The sequence below is a fragment of the Sphingorhabdus sp. genome (assembly GCF_044239665.1).
Classification (GTDB): Bacteria; Pseudomonadota; Alphaproteobacteria; order Sphingomonadales; family Sphingomonadaceae; genus Sphingorhabdus_B.
In genome coordinates this window covers 33,314-53,552 of record NZ_JBIIBA010000013.1, presented here as the reverse complement: position 1 = coordinate 53,552, position 20,239 = coordinate 33,314, and the positions used below count along the sequence as shown (strand labels likewise).

General features: G+C 56.4%; 20 protein-coding genes and 1 riboswitch. Of the genes, 7 read left to right on the top strand and 13 right to left on the bottom strand.

Annotated features, from left to right (window positions below):
* Positions 1 to 329 precede the first annotated feature (329 nt).
* Positions 330 to 707 (top strand): GFA family protein, encoded by a 378-nt coding sequence (locus tag ACILP3_RS05945; RefSeq protein WP_395615742.1) that lies wholly within the window; start codon positions 330 to 332, stop codon positions 705 to 707.
* Between the two features lie 82 nt (positions 708 to 789).
* Here the strand turns inward: ACILP3_RS05945 and dcd are convergent, their stop codons facing one another.
* The 4 genes from dcd to ACILP3_RS05925 all read right to left on the bottom strand — a co-directional run bounded on the left by dcd (position 790) and on the right by ACILP3_RS05925 (position 3,129).
* Positions 790 to 1,344, bottom strand: a complete 555-nt coding sequence (gene dcd / locus ACILP3_RS05940; RefSeq protein WP_333566736.1) for a dCTP deaminase — start codon at positions 1,342 to 1,344, stop codon at positions 790 to 792.
* A gap of 101 nt (positions 1,345 to 1,445) precedes the next feature.
* Complete coding sequence (locus ACILP3_RS05935) at positions 1,446 to 1,877, bottom strand: cytidine deaminase (protein ID WP_395615741.1); 432 nt, start codon at positions 1,875 to 1,877, stop codon at positions 1,446 to 1,448.
* Positions 1,874 to 2,560 (bottom strand): glycoside hydrolase family 25 protein, encoded by a 687-nt coding sequence (locus ACILP3_RS05930; RefSeq protein WP_395615740.1) that lies wholly within the window; start codon positions 2,558 to 2,560, stop codon positions 1,874 to 1,876. Before ACILP3_RS05930 ends, ACILP3_RS05935 begins: the two co-directional genes overlap by 4 nt.
* An 86-nt stretch (positions 2,561 to 2,646) precedes the next feature.
* A complete protein-coding gene (locus ACILP3_RS05925; RefSeq protein WP_395615739.1) occupies positions 2,647 to 3,129 on the bottom strand; it encodes a UPF0262 family protein in 483 nt (160 codons plus the stop codon).
* A 146-nt stretch (positions 3,130 to 3,275) separates the two neighbouring features.
* Here ACILP3_RS05925 and ACILP3_RS05920 point away from each other — a divergent pair, with 146 nt between their 5' ends.
* Positions 3,276 to 4,760: a replicative DNA helicase gene (locus ACILP3_RS05920; protein ID WP_395615738.1), complete on the top strand. Its 1,485-nt coding sequence runs from the start codon at positions 3,276 to 3,278 to the stop codon at positions 4,758 to 4,760.
* Between the two features lie 411 nt (positions 4,761 to 5,171).
* Here ACILP3_RS05920 and ubiG read toward each other — a convergent pair whose 3' ends face one another.
* Positions 5,172 to 5,912: a bifunctional 2-polyprenyl-6-hydroxyphenol methylase/3-demethylubiquinol 3-O-methyltransferase UbiG gene (ubiG, locus tag ACILP3_RS05915; RefSeq protein WP_395615737.1), complete on the bottom strand. Its 741-nt coding sequence runs from the start codon at positions 5,910 to 5,912 to the stop codon at positions 5,172 to 5,174.
* A 54-nt stretch (positions 5,913 to 5,966) separates the two neighbouring features.
* On the opposite strand from ubiG, the gene ACILP3_RS05910 reads away from it, so the two are divergent.
* From ACILP3_RS05910 to ACILP3_RS05890, 5 genes are all read left to right on the top strand, one after another.
* Complete coding sequence (locus ACILP3_RS05910; RefSeq protein ID WP_395615736.1) at positions 5,967 to 7,223, top strand: aspartate kinase; 1,257 nt, start codon at positions 5,967 to 5,969, stop codon at positions 7,221 to 7,223.
* A 44-nt stretch (positions 7,224 to 7,267) separates the two neighbouring features.
* Entirely contained in the window at positions 7,268 to 7,654 is a 387-nt protein-coding gene (locus ACILP3_RS05905) for a GxxExxY protein (protein WP_395615735.1), read from the top strand.
* 67 nt (positions 7,655 to 7,721) lie between these two features.
* On the top strand, positions 7,722 to 8,720 hold the full coding sequence (locus tag ACILP3_RS05900; protein ID WP_395615734.1) for an NAD(P)H-dependent flavin oxidoreductase: 999 nt from the start codon (positions 7,722 to 7,724) through the stop codon (positions 8,718 to 8,720).
* Between the two features lie 265 nt (positions 8,721 to 8,985).
* Positions 8,986 to 9,459, top strand: a complete 474-nt coding sequence (locus tag ACILP3_RS05895) for a PH domain-containing protein (RefSeq protein WP_395615733.1) — start codon at positions 8,986 to 8,988, stop codon at positions 9,457 to 9,459.
* On the top strand, positions 9,456 to 10,997 hold the full coding sequence (locus ACILP3_RS05890) for a PH domain-containing protein (protein ID WP_395615732.1): 1,542 nt from the start codon (positions 9,456 to 9,458) through the stop codon (positions 10,995 to 10,997). Before ACILP3_RS05895 ends, ACILP3_RS05890 begins: the two co-directional genes overlap by 4 nt.
* On the opposite strand, the gene ACILP3_RS05885 is transcribed toward ACILP3_RS05890, so the two are convergent.
* The 8 genes from ACILP3_RS05885 to ACILP3_RS05850 all read right to left on the bottom strand — a co-directional run bounded on the left by ACILP3_RS05885 (position 10,981) and on the right by ACILP3_RS05850 (position 20,233).
* A complete protein-coding gene (locus ACILP3_RS05885) occupies positions 10,981 to 12,138 on the bottom strand; it encodes an alkaline phosphatase D family protein (RefSeq protein WP_395615731.1) in 1,158 nt (385 codons plus the stop codon). The two genes, ACILP3_RS05890 and ACILP3_RS05885, sit on opposite strands and share 17 nt — an antisense overlap.
* Positions 12,135 to 12,911 (bottom strand): ABC transporter ATP-binding protein, encoded by a 777-nt coding sequence (locus ACILP3_RS05880; protein ID WP_395615730.1) that lies wholly within the window; start codon positions 12,909 to 12,911, stop codon positions 12,135 to 12,137. The genes ACILP3_RS05885 and ACILP3_RS05880 overlap by 4 nt, the downstream gene beginning before the upstream one ends.
* Entirely contained in the window at positions 12,908 to 13,873 is a 966-nt protein-coding gene (locus ACILP3_RS05875) for a FecCD family ABC transporter permease (RefSeq protein ID WP_395615729.1), read from the bottom strand. The genes ACILP3_RS05880 and ACILP3_RS05875 overlap by 4 nt, the downstream gene beginning before the upstream one ends.
* Positions 13,870 to 14,700 carry an ABC transporter substrate-binding protein gene (locus ACILP3_RS05870; protein ID WP_395615728.1) on the bottom strand — a complete coding sequence of 277 codons (831 nt, stop codon included), beginning with the start codon at positions 14,698 to 14,700 and terminating at the stop codon, positions 13,870 to 13,872. The genes ACILP3_RS05875 and ACILP3_RS05870 overlap by 4 nt, the downstream gene beginning before the upstream one ends.
* Complete coding sequence (locus ACILP3_RS05865) at positions 14,700 to 16,547, bottom strand: TonB-dependent receptor plug domain-containing protein (protein ID WP_395615727.1); 1,848 nt, start codon at positions 16,545 to 16,547, stop codon at positions 14,700 to 14,702. Before ACILP3_RS05865 ends, ACILP3_RS05870 begins: the two co-directional genes overlap by 1 nt.
* Positions 16,548 to 16,630: 83 nt before the next feature.
* Positions 16,631 to 16,830: riboswitch (cobalamin riboswitch) on the bottom strand.
* Positions 16,831 to 16,875: 45 nt separating this feature from the next.
* Positions 16,876 to 17,472: a GNAT family N-acetyltransferase gene (locus tag ACILP3_RS05860; RefSeq protein WP_395615726.1), complete on the bottom strand. Its 597-nt coding sequence runs from the start codon at positions 17,470 to 17,472 to the stop codon at positions 16,876 to 16,878.
* Between the two features lie 2 nt (positions 17,473 to 17,474).
* Positions 17,475 to 19,718, bottom strand: coding sequence for a molybdopterin cofactor-binding domain-containing protein (locus ACILP3_RS05855; protein ID WP_395615725.1), 2,244 nt, complete (start codon positions 19,716 to 19,718; stop codon positions 17,475 to 17,477).
* Entirely contained in the window at positions 19,718 to 20,233 is a 516-nt protein-coding gene (locus ACILP3_RS05850; RefSeq protein WP_395615724.1) for a (2Fe-2S)-binding protein, read from the bottom strand. The genes ACILP3_RS05855 and ACILP3_RS05850 overlap by 1 nt, the downstream gene beginning before the upstream one ends.
* Positions 20,234 to 20,239: the final 6 nt, after the last annotated feature.

Sequence of the window (20,239 nt, the reverse complement as noted above, 5' to 3'; positions counted from 1 at the left end):
CCCACGACAATATCGTCGACCTCTGCTGCGAGGCGTGGAACAAACTCATAGATCAGCCTTGGCGCATTATGACCATCGGCCATCGTAAATGGGCCAGTGAGTTGTGATCAATGCAGGTTGGTATAAGTCCCTAAACAGACCCCAATTTAAAAACAAGCATGCCGGTTTTCGGAACATTGGGGACTGATGACCACAAATCGGTCGTTTGCTGAAGTTCCGCTTTGCTCCTTCGTCGATCCAAAAGCAGACAGTCGCCTCCCGAACCAATAGCGGTCCTTGTCCGCCGTCCCTGAAAGCCGTATGAACGGACGTGGGAAAGGCCATAATTTATGCATTCTGGTTCATGCATGTGCGGTGCCATAACATTCACCGTAGAAGGCGATCTACCGCAGCCGGACATTTGCCACTGCAGTAAATGTAGAAAGCAATCTGGGCACTGCTTTGCTTCCACAGACGTTCCAAAATCAGCACTGTCATTATCTGGCACTGACGCGCTCAAATGGTTCCAATCCTCGCAGCAAATCCGCCGTGGCTTTTGCGGCGAGTGCGGCTCCTCGCTTTTTTGGGAGCCTTCGCATCGTGACTGGATTGCAGTCGCGATGGGGGCGTTTGACCGTCCAACTGGCACCACAGTTAAAATGCATATCTTCGTCGGCGAAAAAGGTGACTATTACGAAATTGCCGACGGGCTTCCGCAGCACGAGTGAATTTTTAAAGGTCAGCTATTGTCTTTGGTTTATCGAAACTCGACAGGCCGTTTCCTACCTATTTTCAACCATCCAACCCCAATCACAATTTCGGCAAAGTCACGCCGCGCTGGCCCATATATTTGCCTGCACGGTCGGCATAGCTGGTTTCGCAGGGCTGCTCGCCTTTTAGGAACAGGAACTGGCACGCGCCTTCATTGGCGTAGATTTTGGCGGGCAAAGGTGTGGTGTTGCTGAACTCCAGCGTCACATGGCCTTCCCAACCGGGTTCCAATGGCGTGACGTTGACGATGATGCCGCAACGGGCATAAGTGCTCTTGCCAAGGCAGATGACCAGCACATCGCGCGGCACGCGGAAATATTCGACGGTGCGGGCCAAGGCAAAGCTGTTGGGCGGAATGATGCAGACATCGGTCTTACGATCCACGAAGCTTTTCGGGTCAAAATCCTTGGGGTCGACAATGGAACTATCAACATTGGTGAAAATCTTGAATTCATCGGCCACGCGGGCGTCATAGCCATAAGAGGACAGGCCATAGCTGATGCAGCCATCGCGGCGCTGCGCCTCGACAAAGGGTTCAATCATGCCCGTTGCTTGCGCTTGTTCGCGGATCCAGATGTCGGACAATATGGACATAATCACTCCTTGTTAACCGAACCGCTTTTGCCATACTGCGATGCGCGTGCAAGAGGTGGTCACGAAAAAATTGTGCGTATCTTGCGCGCCCCAAAAGCGGCTTACTTCAAGCTGGCTGGACCAAAGCCGTGCGGCAGCAATTCCGACAAAGGATATGTCGCATAGCCCGTTGCATGTGCGCAATGCACCGGAATGTCGGTGTCCGTCAGGTCCGCCACTTCCTTGATAATCTGACGACAACGCCCGCATGGTGTGATGGGGTCTGCGCCGGTTCCAACATGTCCGGCCAAGCCACCTGCAACCGCAATCTCACGAATTGCGCGCAATTGGCCATCACTATTGGCTTTAGAAATCGCCACGGTTTCGGCGCATAATGTCATGCCATAGCTGGCATTTTCAAAGTTGCTGCCGGTCACAATCTCTCCATTGTCGAGCAGCAACGCCGCGCCGACATGAAAGTTGGAATAAGGCGCATAAGCGGTCTTGGCCGCGTCGATTGCGGCTTGGACCAAGCGTGCTGTCGCCGCGCTCATTTGCGCACCACGACCCAGCGTACCGCGCCGTCAATGCCGCTGACACGACGTTGGCTATTTGCGGTCCACATGACCCAAGGGCGCGCGGAATAATCGGGTGAAATGCCGTTGCCCTCAAGCCAGATGTTGCGATCAATTGACTTACCCACTTGATACTCCTTCTCGAATGCGGGCGTGAGTAACAGGATTGCGGGGGTGCCGCTATGCGCCTCAATCTGATTAAGGAAAGTTGCCAATTCCGCCAAAATCAAGGCCCGGTTCGGACGGCTGTTGCAGCCTTCGGAAAACTCCATTTGCACCGCAGGGGGCAGCGCTCGGTCGTTGCGCGGCACGCTGGTGATAAACATCGTCGCTTGTTCGGACGCCGAACGGCACAGGTCATAATGATGCAGCGCGCCAAAGCGAATGCCTGCCTCCTGCACCGCCGCCAGATTGGCCTGAAACTGTGCATCGCGGCCGCGTGCGCCATCGACGGCAGTAATATAAGCGAAATCGACGCCCGTTGCGCCCAGTTCCGACCATCGGGGTTGACCGTTGCTCGCGTTCGCGACGATGCCCTGTACGGGATAGCTATTGCGCGGTGGGGCCCATCCGGTGACAAAATTCCACAGCCCATAGCCCATAAAAGCTATAGCCAGCAGGACCACGCCCCAGCGGATCAATTTGTGATTTCGCTTTAGCATGCAGCCCCGTTTAAACCCTTTGATTCGACGTCATTAATAGGCGCTCCGGCCTCGCAAAGTCGAGAGGCGTTATGGCGCGCTGGACACTATGCTTTGATATGTAACACGCAGATTAACGTAAACAGGCGGCGGGCGGTGGCAAAATCCACTTCCACTTTGCCGTCAAGCCGTTCCATCAAAAGCTCCGCCGCCGCATCATGTACCCCGCGTCGTGCCATATCGATGGTTTCAATTTCCGCCGCGCTGGCCTTGCGAATGGCTTGGTAATAGCTGTCGCAAATGGCGAAATAATCCTTCACTATGCGTCGAAATCGGCCAAGCCCCAACACCAGTATTTCGCGCGGCACCCCATCTTCACGGCGGATATCGAGGATGAGGCGGCCTTCGGCGACGCTGATGCTCAAATGATATGGGCCTGCATAGCCGTCGCCCATATCGCGCAGCGGTTTGAAGAAATTATCTTCAATCAGGTCGAAAATGGCGACGCGGCGTTCCTGTTCAATGTCGGCATTACGCCGCAGGATCGTCGCTTCGTCCAGTTCAACTTTGATGATGCGCGGGTCCGCCATATAGCCGTGTTAGCTTCAGATATTTTTGGGGCAAGGGGTTAAGGCGATACAAGCAAATGCGTTGTGCAAAATATTGTCCACAGCCATATCCCCGCACTTCTTTTTTGCCCCCTTGCGCAGCGGGATATGGTAAAGGATAGGAAGCCATGGCCGAACTTATCAGACTTGCCGCAGCAAATGAAGCTGAACCCCAACGCTTACCGCGCAATATTGAGGCGGAGGCGGCTTTTTTAGGCGCTATCCTCATTGATAACCGCGTGATTGAGGATGTCTCGATCAAGCTGCAACCGGATCATTTTTTTGAACCCCTGCACGGCCGGATTTATGAACATATCTTGCGCCTGATTGACCGCAACATGCTGGTTACGCCAGTCACGTTGAAGCCGTTTTTTGAAGCCGACGAATCGATGCGAGAACTGGGCGGGCCAGGCTATCTGATCAAACTCACCGCCGATGGCGCAGGCTTGATTGGCGCGCGCGACTTTGCGCAGCAGATTTACGATCTGGCCTTGCTGCGGGAGCTTGTGACGGTAGGTCGGACCCTGGTCGACAATGCGCTCGATACGAGTGAAAGCGTAGATCCAAAGGGACAGATTGAAGCTGCGGAAAGCGCGCTCTACAAAGTTGCCGAGGGTGAAGGCGAAACCGGCTCCATGAAGAGCTTTCTGGCCGCATCGACCGAGGCCATTCGCAATGTTGAGAAGGCGCTTAATTCAGGTGGCAGCCTTTCGGGTATCACCACTGGCCTTAACAGCATCAACACCAAATGCGGCGGCTTGCACAATTCCGACCTGGTGATTTTGGCCGGACGTCCCGGCATGGGTAAGACATCATTGGCCACCAATATCGCGTTCAATGCCGCACGGCGCTGGATACGCGAGCGTGAAGACGGCATCGAAGAGTCCAAGGGGTCGGGTGCCAAAGTCGCCTTTTTCAGCCTTGAAATGTCCGCCGACCAGTTGGCGACACGTATCTTGGCCGAGCAATCGGGCATTAGTTCTGAATTGCTGCGCATGGGTAAAATTTCCCGTGACGACTTCCGCGAGTTGTCGCGCGCGTCGCGCGAGTTGCAGGAATTGCCGCTCTACATTGACGATACGCCGGCGCTCACCATTGCGGCATTGCGCACCCGTGCGCGGCGGTTGCAGCGGCGGCACGGAATCGGCCTGATCGTTGTTGACTATTTGCAGCTCCTCCAAGGCTCAAGCCGCGCGAACGACAACCGCGTCAACGAAATTTCGGAAATCAGCCGGGGTCTGAAGACCTTGGCAAAAGAATTAAGCATCCCTGTTATTGCTCTGTCGCAGCTTAGTCGTGCGGTCGAACAGCGCGAAGACAAGACGCCGATGCTGTCCGATTTGCGCGAGTCCGGTTCTATTGAGCAGGATGCCGATATGGTATGGTTCGTCTACCGCGAAGATTATTATGAATTGATGAAAAAGCCTGATGAAGGCACGCCTGCATTTGAGGCTTGGAACGAAAAAATGGAGCGGATTCACGGCATTGCAGAATTGATTATCTCCAAGCAACGCCATGGTTCGACCGGACGTGTGCGGATGAAATTCGAAGCCAAGATCACGCGGTTTAGCGACCTTGCCGATGATCAATATGCCGATGCGGGATATGATTGAGGCGCGTTTGGAACGACGGTTCAGTTGAAAAAAAACGCGTCACCCTGAAACAAGTTCAGGGTGACGGCGGAGTTTAGCAGATGCGGTGCGCGTTTAAGGCGGTGCGCATTTAAGGCTTCGTCATCCCGAACTTTAAACCCTCGTCATCCCGAACGTGTTTCGGGATAACGCACTGCGGTTGTTTGTTATCCTGAAACAAGTTCAGGATGACGAAGTAGGGGGGGCAGGATGACAGAGGGGTGTAAGAGATGCGGGGAATGCTTAAGACTTCGTCACCCTGAACTCGTTTCAGGGTCTATGTATCAGCTGCAACCGCTGGTGATTGGACGCGATGGACCCTGAAACAAGTTCAGGATGACGAAGTAGGGGGGCAGGATTACGAATGAGTGCATTTAGGGTGCCGAAGTGGGGTTATCCACCCCGCAACCGCGCACGCAGTATATAATTCAGCGCCATATTATCACTCAAATGCAACCCCGACATCGGCGAAAAGGCGATGCCTTCCATGTCAATCACGTCCAACCCTGCATCTGCAAGCAAAGCGGTCAGTTCTTCAGGTGTTAGGAACTTGTCCCAATCATGGGTGCCGCGGGGGACCTGGCCAAGCCGTTCTGCGGCCTCCACCAGAAAAAGGCGCGACGCTGCTGTGCGGTTGGGTGTCGAGAGCAGCAATAGCCCATCGGGCCGGAGGTGGCGGACCAATTCGTGGATGAATGCCGCCGGGTCCATAACATGTTCAATGACCTCCATGCAGGTCACCACGTCAAACTGCCCAAGGCCCTGCGCAGCGATTTCGCCAGCGCGGTAGTTTATGGCAAGGCCGGACAAATCCGCATGCGCCTGTGCCGCCGCAATATTCTCCGGCGCGGCATCAACGCCCGTAACATTCCCGCCAAGCCGCGCCAGCGGTTCGCACAAAAGGCCCGCGCCGCAGCCAACATCTAGCACCATTTTGCCTGCCAATGGGTGTCGCGACTTCCCATCGCCGCCAAAATGCGCGTCGATAGCAGACCGGATAAAGCGCAACCGAACGGGGTTTAGCTTATGCAGCATCGCAGAGCTGCCCTTTGGGTCCCACCATTCAGCGGCGAGAGCACCAAAATGTGCGGCTTCCGCAGCGTTAATTGTCGTGGGCAAGCTTGCGTTTGTCATATCCTGTCCCTATCAGGACCGGCGATTGTAATATAGCAATTATTGAAGGTTTTCATGGCGCGCATAGTAATGAAATTTGGCGGTACGTCGATGGCCGGTACCGAACGCATCCGCCGCGTTGCCCAATTGGTCAAACGTCAGGCCGAACGTGGCGACGAAGTGGCTGTCGTCGTGTCCGCCATGGCCGGTGACACGGATCGGTTGGTCAATTTCTGTCGGGAGGCCAATGCGCTCTACGATCCGGCCGAATATGATGTGGTTGTGGCCGCGGGCGAGCAGATTACCGCTGGCTTGCTGGCTATCACCTTGCAAGCTCTGGGTTGCGAAGCACGCAGTTGGTTGGGATGGCAAATGCCTATTCATACCGACAATGCCCATGCCAAGGCACGTATCGGATCGATTGATACCGACGATTTACTGGCGTCGATGCAGGCAGGGAATATCGCGGTCATTCCGGGGTTTCAGGGGCTGACCGATGATAATCGCGTCACCACTTTGGGCCGTGGCGGGTCGGATACATCGGCCGTCGCGATTGCCGCCGCGGTAAAGGCCGACCGCTGCGATATTTATACTGATGTCGACGGCGTCTACACCACTGACCCGCGCATTGTTGCGCGCGCGCGCAAGCTGAAAGCGGTTACCTACGAAGAAATGCTTGAGCTGGCCTCGGTTGGCTCAAAGGTATTGCAAACCCGTTCGGTTGGCCTTGCGATGAAGGAAGGCGTGCGGGTTCAAGTGTTGTCCTCCTTCGTTGATGACAGCGCCCCTGATGCTGACAGCATCCCCGGTACGATGATACTGACCGACGCAGAATTGGAGAATAGCCAAGTGGAACGCCAACTGATTACCGGCATCGCGCATGACAAAAATGAAGCGAAAATAACGCTCACCCGCGTCCCCGACCGTCCGGGCGCGGTGGCCAATATCTTCACGCCCTTGGCCGACGCCAACATCAACGTCGATATGATCATTCAAAATGTTGGCCGCGATAAGGGCGAAACCGACGTGACCTTTACCTGCCCGCAAGCTGATCTTGCGCGCTGCACTGACATATTGGAAAACCGCCGCGACGACATTGGCTATAACCGGCTTATTCCCGACACTAAGGTCGCGAAAATCTCGGTGGTGGGCGTGGGTATGAAAAGCCATGCCGGTGTTGCCTCAACGATGTTTAGGAGCCTTGCCGACCGCAAGATCAACATTCAGGCGATTTCAACGTCCGAAATCAAGGTGTCGGTGTTGATTGATGAGGATGAGACAGAACTTGCCGTCCGCGTGTTGCATACCGCTTATGGCTTGGATGCGGAGTGAAGATATTTTGCACGCAGAGGCGCAGAGAACGCGGAGTTCGTTGAGTGAAGCCAATTGATGAAATTAGCGGCGACGTTATTGGCGCAGCTATGGCTATTCATCGTGAATTAGGTCCTGGGCTTCTAGAATCTGTATATGAAACCATTTTGGCCAGCAAACTGAGCCGTCTTGGATATGAAGTTGAACAGCAAAAGGCTTTAGCATTGGTCTATGAGGACTTGCACTTTCCGGCAGCATTTAAGATTGATCTGCTGGTTGATCAGCGCTTGGTTGTCGAATTGAAATCTGTCGAACGTCTGCAGCCAGTCCATTCCAAGCAATTATTGACCTATCTCCGGCTGATGAAATTGCCTGTCGGTTTGCTCGTTAATTTCGGATGCGATACTTTGAAAGAAGGCGTTAAACGCGTCGTCAATAACCATGAGGACTGAAAAGCTTTTTCACTCTATTCCTCTGCGATCTCCGCGCCTCTGCGTGAACAAAAATTGGTGCTAACATATGACTAAACTCCAACATCTCATGCAACGCGGCACCGACTTTCTGGGCTGCGACGTCGCGATTATGTGCGGGGCGATGTCTTGGGTGTCGGAGCGCAATCTTGTGTCGGCCATCTCCAATGCGGGTGGCTTTGGCGTGATTGCCTGTGGCGCTATGACGCCCGCGTTGCTCGATACGGAGATTGCAGCGACGAAGGCTCTGACGTCCAAGCCCTTTGGCGTAAACCTCATCACCATGCATCCGCAGATTATGGAGCTGATTGCGTTATGCGCGCGGCATCAGGTGAGCCATGTGGTTCTGGCGGGGGGACTGCCGCCCAAGGGCAGTATTGAGGCCATTAAGGATTTTGGCGCGAAGGTCATTTGCTTTGCCCCTGCGTTAACGCTGGCGAAGAAATTCGCGCGCTCCGGCGTCGATGCGCTCGTGATTGAGGGCAGTGAGGCGGGCGGGCATATTGGGCCTGTGTCAACATCCGTATTGGCGCAGGAAATCTTGCCCGATCTTGGCGAGCAACTGCCGATTTTCGTCGCGGGCGGCATTGCCCGTGGCGGCGCGATTGCAAGCTATCTGGAAATGGGGGCAGCAGGGGTGCAATTGGGCACGCGCTTTGTGTGCGCACATGAAAGCATCGCGCATCCCAATTTTAAGGCTGCGTTCCTGCGCGCCAATGCCCGCGATGCGATCGCCAGCGTACAAATTGACCCGCGCTTGCCCGTCATTCCCGTACGGGCGCTGAAGAACAAAGGTACCGAAGAGTTTACCAAGAAACAGGTCGAAGTCGCGGCCATGCTTGATCGCGGTGAAATCGACATGGAAACGGCGCAGCTTGAGATCGAAAAATATTGGGCAGGGGCACTGCGCCGCGCGGTGATTGATGGCGATGTCGAATATGGTTCCGTCATGGCTGGGCAGTCGGTGGGCATGGTCCATGTGGAGCGGCCCGTAGTCGATATCATCGCGAAGCTTGTGGATGAAGCCAACGCCGCACTGGCTAGGTGATGAGAATATCCTCCCCATCGACTAAAGATGGGGAGGATTTATAGTGTTGTCCCGAAAATTTGGTCGTGAAATTCCCCTCCCGCCTGCGGGAGGGGCTAGGGGAGGGGCGAGCGCAGCGAGTTTCGTCCTTTACCCTCCCCCGACCCCTCCCGCCTGCGGGAGGGGAGAAGCATTTTGTCTCACGGGTCCGCTATATGCCGCCTGCCGTGGTGAAGGACAGATAAACCGTCTTGCCAACACAACACAGTGTGCGCATATCAGCGACATGACCGATGATGCCCCGCCGGAACTGACGCCACTTGACCCTGCATTTATAACGACAAGCCGCATTGCCACGGCCCTTGGCTTGCTGCCATTTGTTGTTGGGGCAGGGGTGTTGGAGTCTGCACAGTTGCTTCCCTCCGGCACCTTCCTCGTGCCCGTGCTTTTGGCCTATGCGTTTGTCGCATACACATTGCCAGCCCGCAAATATCGGCATTGGGGCTATGATATGGGAACGGACCGGCTGCGCGTTGTGCGTGGATATATGTTCTACAGCGACACGATTGTTCCTTTTGGGCGGATACAGCATATTGATGTGGACCAAGGGCCCATTGACAGGCGCTATGGCCTTGCCAAGCTGACGGTGCACACGGCGGGTAACTACAACAGCAAGGTAACGCTGCCGGGCTTGGCGCATGGCGACGCCTTGGCCATGCGGGAGGCCATTCGCGCTACCATTCGGCAAGAACTGCTGTGAACCCAGCCACAGACGACCCTATGGACGGGACAGGGCAGGACGGCGCGCGGTTGCACATCAGCGGCCTGTTCGTGGGTTTTGTCACAGGCCTACCACAATTGCTGTTTCCTGTGCTTGCTGCGGTTTTTGGTGTACGCAAAGCAGATAACCCTGCGCTCCTGCCCATCCTCATCGCGGCGGTGCTGATACTTAGTCTATTCTTCCGCTGGCTCATATGGCTGCGTTTTCGCTATCATGTGGGGGCAGATGATATCCGCATTGAAAAAGGCCTGTTGAACCGCACGGCTCGATCCATTCCCTATGACCGCATTCAGGATGTGAGCATTGAGCAAAAGCTGCTGGCGCGCATCATGGGGCTCAGCGAGGTCAAGTTTGAAACGGGCGGCGGCGATGGCGATGACGCGACGTTGCGCTTCGTCACTTTGGAGGAGGCGAACCGGTTGCGCGCGTTGATCCGCGCCCGCAAGGCAGGCGTAACGGTGACGCAGGATGTTCCACAGACCGTCGAGGCCGAAGATATAGAAACGATCTTCGCGATGGATGGCAAACGCGTTTTCATCCTTGGCCTCTATTCCTTTTCCCTCATCATATTCGCGGCAGTTGGCGGCCTTGCCCAGCAGTTTGATTTTCTGCTGCCGTTTGATTATTGGGATTTCAAACGCTGGGTGGGCTTGGCCCAAGAAAGCGGCGTAAACGTCAACACGATCAATCGCGTCGGCATACTGGCGCAATTGATCCTGGCCTTTGGTGCGTTCAGCAGTCTGATTTTCATTGGCTTTGCCACCGGCGTTGTACGGACATTTTTGCGCGAACACGGGTTTCGCTTAACCCAGACGGCAAAGGGGTTTCGGCGGCAGCGCGGTCTGTTCACCCTAACCGATGTCGTCATGCCTACGCACCGGGTGCAGGCGGCCGTCGTGCAAACTGGCCCCATCCGCAAACGTCGCGGCTGGCACAGCCTGAAATTCGTCAGCCTGGCACAAGATAGCAAGCAAGAAAGCAATTATGTCGCCGCACCATTGGCCACTTTGGATGAGGTGTGGCGCATATCTAAGGCCGCGGGGATTGAGGCACCGGATGGTGATGAACGCCTGCGCACAGGCGCAGCTTTGCACTGGATAATGCATTGGTTTCTGCTTGTACCGCCGATATTGGTCGCGATGGCGGCATTGGTGATATTTGCAGATACGCCCGTCGCGCCGACATTATTGCTATTGCTGTTGTTGGTCATGGCCGCATTGCTGTTTTGGTGTGACTGGCGCAAATACCGCTTCGGGTTAGATGATCAGCAATTATACCTTCGGCGCGGCTGGTGGCAGCAGCAATGGACGCTTGCACCACAAGTGAAGGTGCAAAGCGTGGAGATTGCGCAAGGGCCATTGGCGCGGCGCTACGGGCTGGCCTCGCTCAAATTCGGGATCGCAGGCGGCTCGCTGGAAATGGTGGCCCTGCCGCTGGCGACGGCGCAGGCCATTCGCACAGCGGTTATGGAAAAGGTCGCAGAGGTCGATTATTCAGCGATCAATCAATCGCGTTAACCATCTGTGTTTCAATGACGCTGCCATCATCTTTGCGCAAAGTCATTGTCACCTTCTTCGCCGCCCAATCAATGTCCACCTGACCAAAGTTGGGAATGCCCCAGAACCCGCCCGTGCGGCGTGGGTCGGGTTCACGCTCGCTGCCATCGCCTCTGCCAAAGGCGAAATTGAGCGAGCTGGATGTGAAATCCCATAATGGCTTGGAAAGGCCGGGTGCATTGGTCTTATAGAAACCGCCGCTATGTCGGTCGCCGGTCAGGAAAATGGCGTTGTTCACGCCCTTTTGACCGAGCAACGCATATAGGCGTTCGCGTTCCTTTGGAAAATTGGACCAGCCTTCAAAATTATGCGCGTCGGTAATCACCTGAGTCGATGAAATGATGAAGCGCAGTTCGGCTGGTTTTTCGAGCTGCTGCGCCAACCATTCCCATTGCGCTTGGCCCAATATCGTCGCTTTGGGGTCCATATTGGGAATGTACCAACCCAGCGTCGGGCCGGGGTCGCGATAGGGCATGGTCGCAAGATCAGAACGGAAAAAGCGGCCATCGAGCATGATGAACTGCACGCGCTTGCCCTCTGGCCCGACTATGCGGCTTTCATACACGCCCGGGCGCGACTTTACCTCATCTGTGGATCCCCAATAAGTTTCATAGGCTTTCTCCGCCCATTCCTTAAACGCAAAAGCGCCGCCGGCGTCGTTGGCGCCATAATCATGATCGTCCCATGCGGTCATCATCGGCACGCTGCGACGGAAGCGGTCAAATTCCACGCGGCTATTCAGCTTTTTATAGCTTGCCGCCAGCGTCGGGATATCCGCGCCATTGGTGGGCCTTGTATCGCCATAGACATTGTCACCAATCAGCAGGAAAGCCTGCGGGTTCTGCGCGGCGATGACGTCCCAGAATTTCATGTCGCGATTTTCGTTCATGCAACTACCAAAGGCGAAGCGCGTGATGACCGTATCTGCCGCGAGAGCGGGGTTAGAAGCAGCCTTGGGCAACTTTGCGTTTAGGGTCGCGTAATAAGGACGCAGCGCCTCCTGCGCGCTTTGTGGGGCAATTGGGGCCATATCGGACGTCGACGTAACGCTCATGGCGCAGCCAGAGAGCAAGAGAGCGATAATGGGGAGGGCATATTTCATGTTCTGACCTTGCCTTTGATGAACAACTGGACGGCCCCTTCCTCGTCCTTGAAAAGATTCGCGTCAATCCCGTAAACATGCGCGAGGTTGGCGGCGGTGATGACATCTTCGACGCTGCCTTGCGCGAATAGCCTACCTTCGTGCAGCAGCAGTATATGACCGGCAAAACGCACCGCATGGTGCAAATCGTGCAGCACCGCGACGACCCCTTTTCCGGCTTCGGCCTGCTGTTGCAGCAAGTTCAAAATGTCGAGTTGAAAGCCGGGGTCGAGATTGGCCAGCGGTTCATCCGCCAATATCCATGAAGGTTCCCCCGCCAGCACCCGCGCAAGGAGAACACGGGCACGTTCGCCGCCGGATAGCTGTGTGACCGGACGATGCGCGAAGTCTTCGGTGGCGGTCGCCGACATCGCCGCGGCTATGGCCCTGCGGTCGTCTGCGGATGTCCCTGCACCGCGCATATGGGGAATGCGGCCAAGTGCAACCAAAGCCTTTGACGAGATCGCCCAATGCGTTTCTGCGCCTTGAGGCAACAGCCCGATGTGCCGGGCGCGGTCGGTCGGGGCCATGCGGGTGATGTCTGTGTCATGCAGGCTGGCGGTGCCGGTTTGCGGTTCCAAAAGGCCCGCAAGGCATGCCAGCAAGGTAGATTTCCCTGCGCCATTGGGGCCAAGAATGACGGTGAGCTTTCCGCTTTCAAATGTCGCGTCAATCCCTTCCAACGTGGGCCGATCTGCATGGGCAAAACCAAGATTGCGGACGGTCAGGGTCATGCCGCACCCTTGCGATAGCGCAGCAGCAAAAGAAGGAAAAACGGCGCACCAAGCACGGCCATTGCAATGCCCAGCCGCACTTCGCTGGGGCCGGGAACCAACCGGACAAGGCTATCGGCGGTCAGCGTAAGGATTGCGCCGCCCAAGGCCGACGGCAGCAATATTTTCGATGGCTGCTCGCCATAAATGGCGCGGATAAGATGCGGGACGATCAACCCGACAAAGCCGACCACACCGGACACCGCGACGGACGCGCCAACAGCAAGACCAACGCCCAGCACAATGATCCACTGCAGCCGGAATAGGTTGATGCCAAGGCTTTTTGCGCCATTTTCGCCTAAGGTCAGCGCATCTAGTGCGCGGCCCGTAGAGAGCAATATAGCCACGCCCAGCGCCATGAAGGGCAAAGCGGTCCAGACATCCGTCATCAATCGGTCGGTCAGTGCGCCCATCAACCAATTGATGATTTCACTGGCGGCAAAGGGGTTTGGCGCGATGCTGATAACAAAGGCGGTCAGCGCGCCCGCCAAAGTCGACAGCACCATGCCGCCAAGGATGAAGCCCATGGGGCCGCCGCCTCGTGAAATGGCGAGCAACAACAATATGCTCGCACCAGCGCCCAGCATCGCACAAGCGAACAGGCCGAAGGGCAGCATGTTGAGCCCAAGGTAAATCGCACCGACGCCGCCCAACGCTGCGCTCGCCGAAACGCCCAGCACGGTCGGGTCAGCTAAAGGATTGCGCAGATAGCCCTGCATGACTGCGCCCGAAAGCCCGAGCACCGCGCCAATGCAAAGGCCAAGTAGCGCGCGGGGCAAACGCAGTTCCAAGAAAATCCAGCCATCAGCATTGTCCGCCGCCCATGAACTCGGCCAAATCCAGACCTTTCCGGCCATGAGCGACAGCAGGAACGCCGCAACCGTGAGGAGCAGGAGAAGCGATGTTAAGGCGCGCTTATTCATGGTTTGTCCTGATGGAAAATAGCGCGTGTTTTGGCCAATATCGATGACGCTTTGATAATCGTCGGCCCGCCGCAATATTGGTCAGGAAATTCGACAATGCGGGTGCGATCACCCAAATGGGCGAGCAGTTTTGACCGGGCGCTCATTTCCAGGGCATCGAAACGGCGCTCGCGGGTTGGCATGAAGATCACTTGTGGCGGGTTGCGCATTAGGGTCTCTAACGGCAATATTCCCCATGATGAAAGGCCATATTGCGCGCTGGCGTTGCGAAAGCCGTGGCGCATTAATAATTCGTCCTGCAACGTGCCTTTGCCCGCCACAAACCGGCCACTTTGCCAGATAATCGCCGATACAGGCGGTCCGGAAATGGGGGTGCTGGGTAGAGATTGCTGAATGTCGGAAATCAGCCTTTCTCCAGCATCCACCCTGTCAATTGCGGCGGCAATTGTCCGGATCTGTTGCAATTCGTCGGCGACCGTCGGCGCGACCCCCAATGCCACGGTTTTAATGCCGGCGCGCGCGAGAAAGGCGTTAGTGCCGCCGCTTGCAAGATTTCCGGTGAGCACCATCTTGGGCCGCGCCAACAATATTTCCTCTGCGCTTATGCCAATGGCGGGCAATTGCCGCGCCCATGCCAGTGGCGCGGACGCGCTATCCGGTTCATGCGAATAGATGCTGACCGCGCTGATTTGTCCGGGCAAAGCGATCTGCGCCAGCACGGCATCAATGCACGGATTGTTGGACACGATGCCATGCGGCGCAATCACCGGTTGGCTGGCGCATCCCGCCACGGCAAAAGCCGAAAGGAGGCACCAGCCAAAGCGCATCAGAATTTTGCCCGCACGCCAAAGGTGGCACGGCGACCAAAGCTGTTATAGCCCGCGACCATTATGTAATTGGCATCGAACAGATTATCGACGCGGCCATACACTTCCAACCTATCGCTCAGTGGCATCGATGCCCGAAGCCCGACCAATGTATAGCCATCAAGCCGGACGGAATTTGTGGCATTGTCGAAGCTGTCGCCAATGCGCAACAAGCTGCTTCCCACCGACAAACCAAAGGGCGTCTGCCAATCGGCAGTCAGGCTCATGCTATGCTGCGGGCGCAGGGCTTGGCGATTGCCAAAATTGGCCCCTGCGGTGCGGTTGATGGCGTCCACTAAAGTATAGCTTGCACGGATGTCGATGCGGTCGGTGGGGTTCAGGCTAAGTCCGGCCTCAACCCCTTTTGACGTCACTTTGTCGATATTCTCCGATGTAAAACTGACCGTCGAAAAAGCGATGAGGTCATTGCTGCGGCGATTGAAATATGTCGTGAAAATTTGGACCTTTCCGTCCAGAAATTGTTGTTCAACGCCAAGGTCGAAATTACGCGCGGTTTCCGGCTTGAGGTCCGGATTGCCATAAGGTGGCTGACCTTCGGTCAGTGTCGGTGCGCGAAACCCTTCGCCATAAGTCGCGCGGAACATCGTCCGGCCAGCATTGGGCGTAAAGGCAGCGTTGCCGCCAAAGCTCGTCTGTCCGCCATAATCGCCATACACATCATGGCGGACGCCAGCGGTGACCGTCAGGCCAGTGACCGGACGCAATATCATCTGGCCAAAGCCGCTGACCACGTCATTGCGGGCGACATTGGGCTTAGCGCCTTCGAACGACGTGCTGGTGAAGCTGCGTTCATATTCTGCGCCCGCAACCAAGGTCAGCGCATCGTGCATGTCAATCGCGCTATGCAGTTCGGCCCGGTCAATGGACCCGCGCAGGTTGAAATTATTGTAACTGCCCACCACTGGGTCCGTGCCAATGCGCTTTATCTCGGTGCGGGTATAGGCAATGCGGTTCTGCATCCGGCCGTCGAGCGCGTCGATATTCGCCCCGACATAGCCGACAAATTGGCGGTTGCGTGACACGGGCAAGCCATTGGCCCCGCCGCCAAAGGCCGAGTCATAGGCAACCGTTGCGCGGTTGTAATAAGACCGGATATCAAGCGTGAAACTGTCGCTGACACGCGCCTTTAGCCGCGCATTGCCGGACTTATTATCATAACCATCGCGTTCGGTGCCGCCTGCAAGTGCAGAAATGCCGTCGGTGTCGACGAAGGAACCGCCGATGCTGCCTTCCAATAGGCCATTGCTGCCCGCAATATTGGCGTTCAGCCTTTTGGTGTCATGGCTCCCATATTCGCCCGCAATGCGGCCCTCAAACCCGCTGACGGGCGCAATCGATTGGATATTCACGACGCCGCCAATGGCTTGGCTGCCCCAGATGACCGAATTTGGGCCACGCAAGATTTCGACGCGGCCGATATTGCCCGTCATCAATCCACCAAAGTCGAATGCACCATTTGGGCTGGTCAGGTCGTTGATCCGCACGCCGTCGATCAGCACTAAAGTCTGCGCGCTGTTTCCGCCGCGAATGAAGGCGCTGCTCTGGCTGCCAAGGCCGCCGCGCGTGGCGATGCTGACGCCCGGCACAGTTTGTAAGGCCTCGGATATGGTCGCGCTTTGTAGTTGGTCAAGCCGGTCGCGATCAACAATGTCGATTGCCTGTCCGGTTTCAGATCGCGGCTGTTCAAAGCCGCTGGCGGTCACAATGATGTCCTCCTCTGCGGTTTGCGCAAAGGCGGTTACGGGCAGCATCGCAAATGCGGCTGCCGAATATTTTAACAAGGTCATGGCTTTATCTCCTTCGCATGACGTTCAACCAAATGTCGTCACGCGGAGGAAAACCCCGATTGCGCCAGTGTCCCGCAAGCACAAAGGACAAACCGTAATCAGGCAGGTCTCCTGGCTCCCGGGTCAATGCGTTTGCCCCGCCTTCCCAGTTTCACGGTCACCCGTTTTCCCAGTGGCATTTGGAGCAAAAGCTCGCCGGTTACAGTTGCGGGAACAGCGCCGGATTTCCGCCGGCTTCCCTATTATCCACGCTCTCACGCAGACCTGATACGTTTCAACGGGTTAGGCTGATTTCTGATGCAGGGCAAGGGCTTTTGCGATGGGGCGATTAATGCCGGGTTTTGCCGGGGCGCTGCATGCCCCAAAATTGGGGGCCTTCGGGGACTTGCCAACTATGTTTGATGGCAAAGCCAAAGCTTTGGTACAAAGGGATATTATGTTCATCGGCGGTTTCCAGATAGGCAGGCAGGCCATCTTGATCGGCCCGGTCTAGCCCTGCGCGGATCGCCGCACCGCCAAATCCCTTGCCCTGATAATCGGGGTCGCAACCGGCAAAATGCAAATACCAGACGGGCTCTTGCGGCAAATGTTTTTCGATCAAATGGGATATTTCAAGCCCGCGCAAAATCGAGAAACGCAATTGCTGGACAAAGGGTATGAACAGCCGCGCCGTGTCGAAGAGCGTATCGCGCGCTTGGCCGGGGCCGCGCCATAAGGTGACCGCTTCTATGCCATCGGTTCCGAACACGGCGCCTTTGCGATGTTCGTCGCGCAAGAACAAATGGAACGCCCCTGTCAGCCGCCGTGCGCGCAATTTGGCGTCGGGGATGACATAGCTCCAACCGGACTCATTCTGGAACGCCCGCGCCAGCGTTTCGGCAATCTCCAGATTATCTGTGGGCTTGAGTAATTTCGCGTCCGGCAAAATTATCCCTTTGCCTGCGTCATGATTGGCAGATTGCGGATGCGCTTGCCCGTTGCCGCGAACAAGGCGTTGGCCAATGCAGGTGCAGCAGGCGGAACGCCGGGCTCACCAATGCCGCCCATCGGTGCGCCGCTGTTCAGGAAATGGATATCCTGCACCAACGGTGACTGCGCCATGGTCAGCAACAGATAATCGCTTAGGTTGCTTTGCTGCGTCGCGCCTTTTTCCAGCGTGATTGCCTCGCCAATGGCCGATGATAGGCCCATGATCGTGCCGCCCTCAATCTGCGCCATGGCGGCGTCGGGGTTGACGATGCTGCCCGCGTCAACGACCGTGGTGACCTTGTGCAATTTGGGCATGCCGTCTTCGCCAACTGAGGCTTCAACGACCATTGCGACGATGGTTTTGAAGCTTTCGACCAAAGCCACGCCGCGTCCGCGTCCGGCGGGCAAGGGCGTGTTCCATTCACTGCGCGCCGCGACTTCATCCAAAACGCGCAAATGCCGTGAATCCGCTTTCAAATGGTTGCGGCGGAAAATGACGGGGTCTTCACCTGCGGCATGCGCCAGTTCATCCATGAAGCTTTCATTGTAAAAGCCGTGCTGTGTGGAATTGACCGACCGCCATGCGCCCGTATTCTGGTTCGACACATGCGCAAAATGCCGACGCGACACGGCGGGCAAGATGTATGGAAATACGGTCTCGCTTTCCGAACTTTCGGGTTGGGCATAATCATTGCGGTAAGCGGCAATGCGTTTCTTGTCCGTCAATGCCGCCGACAGCAAGGCCGAGCTTTGCGGGCGATAGGCGCCTTGGGCAACTTCTTCCTCCCGGCTCCAGATCAGCTTGACCGGATAGGGCAATTGCATGGCAAGCTGTGTCACTTGGTCCACAATTTCCATATACATGGGCAAGCGGCGGCCAAAGCTGCCGCCAATGATCATGGGGTGGAACGTTACGTCATCTGCATCAAGGCCGGAAACCTCGACCGCCAGCATTTTGGTTGCCAACGGGTCTTGCATCCCGCCCCAAATGTCGAGCTTACCGTCCTTGAAATGGGCGGTAAGGGCAAAGGGTTCCATCATCGCATGGTGGAGGAACGGCACCTGATATTTGGCTTGAATGGGTTTGGTGCCAAGCCCCGCTTGCACATCACCTTCGCCTGCTTCGCTATCGGCTTCTCCCTTGGCGATGATATCATCATGCGCTTTAAAAATAGATGCAGTGGAAATGTCGGCATGGCCACCGTCGCTAAAGCTGGGTGCCAAAGCGCGCAGGCCGGAAATGGCTGGCCAATAGCCCTTGGCCACGACGGCGACGGCATTTTCGAGCTTGATGACCTTCTCCACACCCTTGATCGCCAATGCAGGTGCAGTGTCGACGGACGTCAGCTTCCCACCGCGCACGGGGGCGGCTTGAATCGTTGCCACACGCATGTCGGGGATCGCAAAATCCATGCCATATTGCGCAGTGCCGTCGACCTTGGCGGGAATATCAAGGCGCTGCATCGATTGCCGCATCAGGCGATATTGGGCGGGGTCTTTCAGCGTCGGTTCGTTATCGAGCGATAAGGTCGCTGCTTGCGCCGCAAGCTCACCATAACGCAACGATTGGCTTGATTTGGCGTGAATGACGCGGCTGTCCTGCGTCGTCAGCTCGCCGACCGGCACATTTAACCGCTTGGCGGCGGTTTCCATCAGTGCAAGCCGCGTGGCCGCGCCCACCTTTTGAAAGGTCATTTGGCCGGTAAAGCGCAAGGCAGTTGAACCGCCGGTAATCTGCAGGTTCATTTGCCGCGCGATGAACGACAAAAAGGATTGCGGAATGCCGTTGACGATTGCTGGCTGCCCAGTCATGTCGGCCAGAAATCCGCGACCCAAGCCGACATTGGCAAAGGCCGGTTCCGCAGGCGCAGAAACGATGCGCACTTGGTCCCATGCCGCATCCAATTCTTCGGCGAGCATTTGCGCAAGACCCGTATTTGCCCCCTGACCAATGTCGGTGTGCGGCGAATAAATGGTGATAACGTCATCTTCGCTGATTTTCAGCCATGTCGCAAAACTATGCTCGCCTTCGCCTGTTATGCGCGCCTTGGCGTCTTTAGCAGCATTGCGATCGGCAATTGAGATACCAAACAAGCCCGCGCCGACGATGGCGACACCGCCGATTAAAAAGGCACGGCGCTTCACGCCTTTGCGCTTGATGGGGGCTTCTGGTGCAATATCGGACGTTGGGGTATCGGTCATCAGACGGCTCCCTCAACAGCTTGGGCGGCCTGTCCGGTGGCGGCGCGAATGGCCTTGCGAATACGCGGATAGGTGCCGCAGCGGCAGAGGTTGGTCATCGCTGCGTCAATTTGCGCATCGCTTGGCCGACCGGTTTTTTCGATCAGTGCCACTGCGGCCATGATTTGTCCGGACTGGCAATAGCCGCATTGGGGCACTTGCGCCGCGATCCACGCTTTTTGCACCGCGTGCAGCGTGCCATCGGCGGATTTCAGCCCTTCAATCGTGGTGATTGATTTGCCTGCAACGTCGCTAACCGGCACGCTGCACGATCGGGTGGGCTCGCCATCGACATGCACGGTGCACGCCCCGCAGGCCGCAACGCCGCAACCAAATTTTGTTCCCGTCAGGCCAAGTTCTTCACGGATGACCCATAATAATGGGGTGTCCGGTTCAGCGGACAATGCCACTGTTTTGCCGTTGATTGACGTCTCGATTGCCATGTGATGAAGTTCCCGACCTATATCGCGTTTCATATAGCA

Excerpts from the sequence above, each read along its gene's own strand:
- ACILP3_RS05945 (WP_395615742.1), top strand. The coding sequence starts at position 330 with ATGCATTCTGGTTCATGCATGTGCGGTGCCATAACATTCACCGTAGAA.
- dcd (WP_333566736.1), bottom strand. The coding sequence starts at position 1,344 with ATGTCCATATTGTCCGACATCTGGATCCGCGAACAAGCGCAAGCAACG.
- ACILP3_RS05935 (WP_395615741.1), bottom strand. The coding sequence starts at position 1,877 with ATGAGCGCGGCGACAGCACGCTTGGTCCAAGCCGCAATCGACGCGGCC.
- ACILP3_RS05930 (WP_395615740.1), bottom strand. The coding sequence starts at position 2,560 with ATGCTAAAGCGAAATCACAAATTGATCCGCTGGGGCGTGGTCCTGCTG.
- ACILP3_RS05925 (WP_395615739.1), bottom strand. The coding sequence starts at position 3,129 with ATGGCGGACCCGCGCATCATCAAAGTTGAACTGGACGAAGCGACGATC.
- ACILP3_RS05920 (WP_395615738.1), top strand. The coding sequence starts at position 3,276 with ATGGCCGAACTTATCAGACTTGCCGCAGCAAATGAAGCTGAACCCCAA.
- ubiG (WP_395615737.1), bottom strand. The coding sequence starts at position 5,912 with ATGACAAACGCAAGCTTGCCCACGACAATTAACGCTGCGGAAGCCGCA.
- ACILP3_RS05910 (WP_395615736.1), top strand. The coding sequence starts at position 5,967 with ATGGCGCGCATAGTAATGAAATTTGGCGGTACGTCGATGGCCGGTACC.
- ACILP3_RS05900 (WP_395615734.1), top strand. The coding sequence starts at position 7,722 with ATGACTAAACTCCAACATCTCATGCAACGCGGCACCGACTTTCTGGGC.
- ACILP3_RS05895 (WP_395615733.1), top strand. The coding sequence starts at position 8,986 with ATGACCGATGATGCCCCGCCGGAACTGACGCCACTTGACCCTGCATTT.
- ACILP3_RS05885 (WP_395615731.1), bottom strand. The coding sequence starts at position 12,138 with ATGAAATATGCCCTCCCCATTATCGCTCTCTTGCTCTCTGGCTGCGCC.
- ACILP3_RS05880 (WP_395615730.1), bottom strand. The coding sequence starts at position 12,911 with ATGACCCTGACCGTCCGCAATCTTGGTTTTGCCCATGCAGATCGGCCC.
- ACILP3_RS05875 (WP_395615729.1), bottom strand. The coding sequence starts at position 13,873 with ATGAATAAGCGCGCCTTAACATCGCTTCTCCTGCTCCTCACGGTTGCG.
- ACILP3_RS05870 (WP_395615728.1), bottom strand. The coding sequence starts at position 14,700 with ATGCGCTTTGGCTGGTGCCTCCTTTCGGCTTTTGCCGTGGCGGGATGC.
- ACILP3_RS05865 (WP_395615727.1), bottom strand. The coding sequence starts at position 16,547 with ATGACCTTGTTAAAATATTCGGCAGCCGCATTTGCGATGCTGCCCGTA.
- ACILP3_RS05855 (WP_395615725.1), bottom strand. The coding sequence starts at position 19,718 with ATGACCGATACCCCAACGTCCGATATTGCACCAGAAGCCCCCATCAAG.
- ACILP3_RS05850 (WP_395615724.1), bottom strand. The coding sequence starts at position 20,233 with ATGAAACGCGATATAGGTCGGGAACTTCATCACATGGCAATCGAGACG.